The 3,769-nt window shown below is 34.3% G+C and carries 3 protein-coding genes and 1 rRNA gene; 1 reads left to right on the top strand and 3 read right to left on the bottom strand.

Features of this window, described 5'->3' with window-relative positions; all coding sequences use genetic code 11:
• Nucleotides 1–260, bottom strand: a 16S ribosomal RNA gene (locus tag ACMUOV_RS05360); the annotation flags it as partial.
• Nucleotides 261–1,160: 900 nt separating this feature from the next.
• On the opposite strand from ACMUOV_RS05360, the gene ACMUOV_RS05365 reads away from it, so the two are divergent.
• Nucleotides 1,161–1,682: a hypothetical protein gene (locus ACMUOV_RS05365; protein WP_413854078.1), complete on the top strand. Its 522-nt coding sequence runs from the start codon at nt 1,161–1,163 to the stop codon at nt 1,680–1,682.
• Between the two features lie 67 nt (nt 1,683–1,749).
• Here the strand turns inward: ACMUOV_RS05365 and ACMUOV_RS05370 are convergent, their stop codons facing one another.
• Together ACMUOV_RS05370 and ACMUOV_RS05375 are read right to left on the bottom strand one after the other, a co-directional pair.
• A complete protein-coding gene (locus ACMUOV_RS05370) occupies nt 1,750–2,748 on the bottom strand; it encodes a GGGtGRT protein (RefSeq protein ID WP_413854079.1) in 999 nt (332 codons plus the stop codon).
• 340 nt (nt 2,749–3,088) lie between these two features.
• On the bottom strand, nt 3,089–3,754 hold the full coding sequence (locus ACMUOV_RS05375) for an iron-sulfur cluster assembly scaffold protein (RefSeq protein ID WP_413854080.1): 666 nt from the start codon (nt 3,752–3,754) through the stop codon (nt 3,089–3,091).
• Nucleotides 3,755–3,769 lie beyond the last annotated feature (15 nt).

The following is a 3,769-nucleotide window of genomic DNA, read 5'->3' on the forward strand; positions in this document are numbered from 1 at the left end:
ACCCCACCAACTAGCTGATAGGACACAGGACCATCTCGAAACGCATTGCTGCTTTGACCCCTGTCTGATGCCAAACTGTGGTCTTATGCGGTATTAACTCCGTTTTCACGAAGATATTCCCCATTTCGAGGGAGGTTTCCCATGTGTTACTCACCCGTTTGCCGCTAACTCTTACGATGCTCTGTAAGAATTCGCTCGACTTGCATGTGTTAGGCACGCCGCCAGCGTTAATTCTGAGCCAGGATCAAACTCTCCATAAAAAAATTTTATAGAGTTTTGTTTAAGCTCTTAATTACATTAATAATATATGTTTAAACATATATAAACATCAAATAAAACAACTAGGACCTTTAAATTATTTGATTGCCCCTTTTACAGGGCACTTATTTGCACATTATTTAGTTTTCAAAGAACAACAAGAAAGCACTCAATAATTTCACCGCAAAACCTTGCGGTATATTTTGTTTTTAAATTCGTTGCAGTTTCTCAAAATAAGCTATTATTCCTACGAAACTCCGCCTCTTTAAAAGCAAAATCTTCTCACAATCTTTCGCACCGAAACTATTCAGTGCTTTCTTAAAGCTATTCGCTTTATTGACGAGAAAAAACTACCGCTTTGCTTTTTATACATCTTAAGCAAAGATACTTTTTCTCTGCATATTTAGTTTAGGTGTCCTTTCCGATAAGGAACTTCATGAACCTTTACTATTTCTTTAATACTTCTTAAATTCTTAATTTTAAATCTACCGACTAAAAGAACATGCTTTATTGCTAAAGCTTGATAATTATAACATACTTTAAAAAATTTGTCAAGTACTTTTTTATTTTTTGTAAACTTGTTTTTCAAATATTTATTAAAGCGGAGTTATTATACAACACTTTTAAAAATTTGTCAAGTAGAAATTTTGCCGTGCAAAATTTCCGCTTAGGGCTGAATGATTAGAGCTTAATGTTAATGCCAATTGATTTTTAAACATTATTAAGCTTTTTCTAATTTCAACCGCTTTAAAAGAACTTTGTTGCAATCCGATTTTCGCAACGGATGAAATTGTATAATAATAAAAATTTTTTGTCAATAGATATTTTTATTCAATTTATATTCAGTATTTCTTGAGTAAAATTTACATCCACATGAAAATAAATATGCTAAAATAAATGTTATGAAAAAACTTATATTTTTTATTTTTATTGGAATTGTTTTTATATTACCGACGGGATATTCTTACTCCAAAAACAATAATGTTACAAAACCTGCAAATATAATATTGCTTCCGAATCCTCGCAGATATTGTTTAAATTTAGATGAGGCGGCAGAAATTGCAGGTTTTAATTTTCCGGTAAAATTAAAAAATTATTACGAAATAAAAGCTTCCGAAGGAATAATGGAAATAAAATATATGATATCCGATTTAAGATTTGTTTTTTTAAGAAAAAGTAACAGAGATATAAGATACGGTGATATAAGCGGAGTTTACACATATTACCCTATAGACAAACAAATTAAATTAAAAGGTGCTGTTCCCGTTAATATAAGAGCAAAAGATGATAAGATTTATGTTATGTACATGTCAAATTCAACTTACTATTATTCGGCTTACTGTCAGGAAGGAATGAGTTTAGAAGAAATTGAAGGAATATACAATATTCTTGCCGAAGCAGAAGCAGGAAACCTTACGGAATAAAAAGGTTGAAGATTCCGTTAATAAAATCTTCAACCTTTTAAACCGTTATTTATTTAAACCAATCAAATTATTTTGCTGCCTGTTCAACGGCAACGGCAACTGCAACCGATGCACCTACCATAGGGTTGTTACCCATACCTATAAGCCCCATCATTTCAACATGAGCAGGAACCGAAGACGAACCTGCAAACTGTGCATCGCCGTGCATTCTTCCCATAGTATCTGTCATACCGTAAGAAGCAGGACCTGCAGCCATATTATCCGGATGTAATGTTCTTCCGGTTCCGCCGCCCGAAGCTACGGAAAAATATTTTTTACCGTTTTCAATTGCCCATTTTTTATAAGTTCCTGCAACCGGATGTTGAAACCTTGTAGGGTTTGTTGAATTTCCGGTAATTGAAACATCTACACCTTCGTGTATCATTATTGCCACGCCTTCACTAACATCATCTGCACCGTAGCATTTAACTTTTGCTTTATCTCCGTCGGAAAATGCCTTTTCGCTTACTATATTTAATTTTCCGGTATGATAATCATATTCGGTTTCAACGGCTGTAAAACCGTTTATTCTTGAAATAATATATGCGGCATCTTTACCGAGCCCGTTAAGAATAACTCTTAAAGGTTCTTTTCTTACTTTGTTGGCCGTTCTTGCAATACCTATTGCACCTTCCGCAGCTGCAAAAGATTCATGCCCTGCCAAAAAGCAGAAACATTTTGTTTCTTCTCTAAGTAACATTGCAGCCAAATTTCCGTGTCCTAAACCTACTGCTCTTTGGTCTGCAACAGAACCCGGAATACAAAATGCTTGAAGTCCTATACCTATAAGTTCTGCAGCTTTAGATGCAGTTTTTGCACCTTCTTTTATTGCAATTGCATCACCAAGTGTATATGCCCAAACGGCATTTTCAAATGCTATTTGTTGAACACCTTTAACTATGGCTTCAACATCAATACCTTTTGAAGAGCAAATTGCTTTTGCATCTTCCAAATCTTTTATACCGTATTTTTTCATACAGCCGTTTATTTTGTCTATCCTTCTTTCATAACCTTCAAATTTAACCATATTTTTACTCCGTTTTTTAGTTTAAAGCTTAAAGCTTAGAGCTGATAGTTTATTAATGATATATCATATATTTTACTTAACAACTACACTTTTAAAAATTTCTTTTGAAGCACGACTTGGAGCCGCTTATGAGTGCAGAAATTTTTAGAGTAAAAAACTATAAATTCTATTAGTTTTTTAGTCCTTTACTGTTTGAAGAATTTTTTGGTTACCTTTTGATGTCCAAAAAATTCAAGTTAACGGACGGCTTTAAAAATTTCAAACGAATGGCGACACTGAGTGCGAAAAAGAGAATTTTTAAAATAACAAAAGAGAAAATATTTTTAAAAGAACTTTACTTCTATTCATGTCTTGGATTTATTTTTTTAACAGCTTCGTTAAACCTTCCGTAAGTACCGGTATTTTTTTCAAGTGCTTCTTTCGGGTCCATACCTTTTCTTATTGCTTCCATCATTTTACCGATATGAACATATTTATATCCGATAACTTCGGAATTTTTATCAAGCCCGATTTCCAAAACATAACCTTCCGCCATTTCCAAATAACGAACACCTTTTTCTTTTGTGCTGTACATTGTTCCGACTTGAGACCTTAAACCTTTACCCAAATCTTCAAGCCCTGCACCTACGGGAAGTCCGTTTTCGGAAAATGCGGTTTGAGTTCTTCCGTAAACTATTTGTAAGAAAAGTTCTCTCATTGCGGTATTGATTGCATCGCAAACGAGGTCGGAATTTAATGCTTCAAGCAATGTTTTACCCGATAAAACTTCTGCAGCCATTGCAGCAGAATGTGTCATTCCCGAACAGCCTAAAGTTTCAACAAGAGCTTCTTCAATTATTCCGTTTTTTACATTAAGCGTAAGTTTGCAAGCTCCCTGTTGCGGTGCACACCAACCTACTCCGTGTGTTAAACCGCTGATGTCTTTAATTTCTTTTGCTTTTACCCATTTACCTTCTTCAGGTATTGGTGCAGGACCATGTTTTGCACCTTTTGTTACAGGGCACATTTTTTTTACTTCTTC

It is taken from the genome of Candidatus Ruminimicrobium bovinum, from assembly GCF_902760015.1.
GTDB lineage: Bacteria > Elusimicrobiota > Endomicrobiia > Endomicrobiales > Endomicrobiaceae > Ruminimicrobium > Ruminimicrobium bovinum.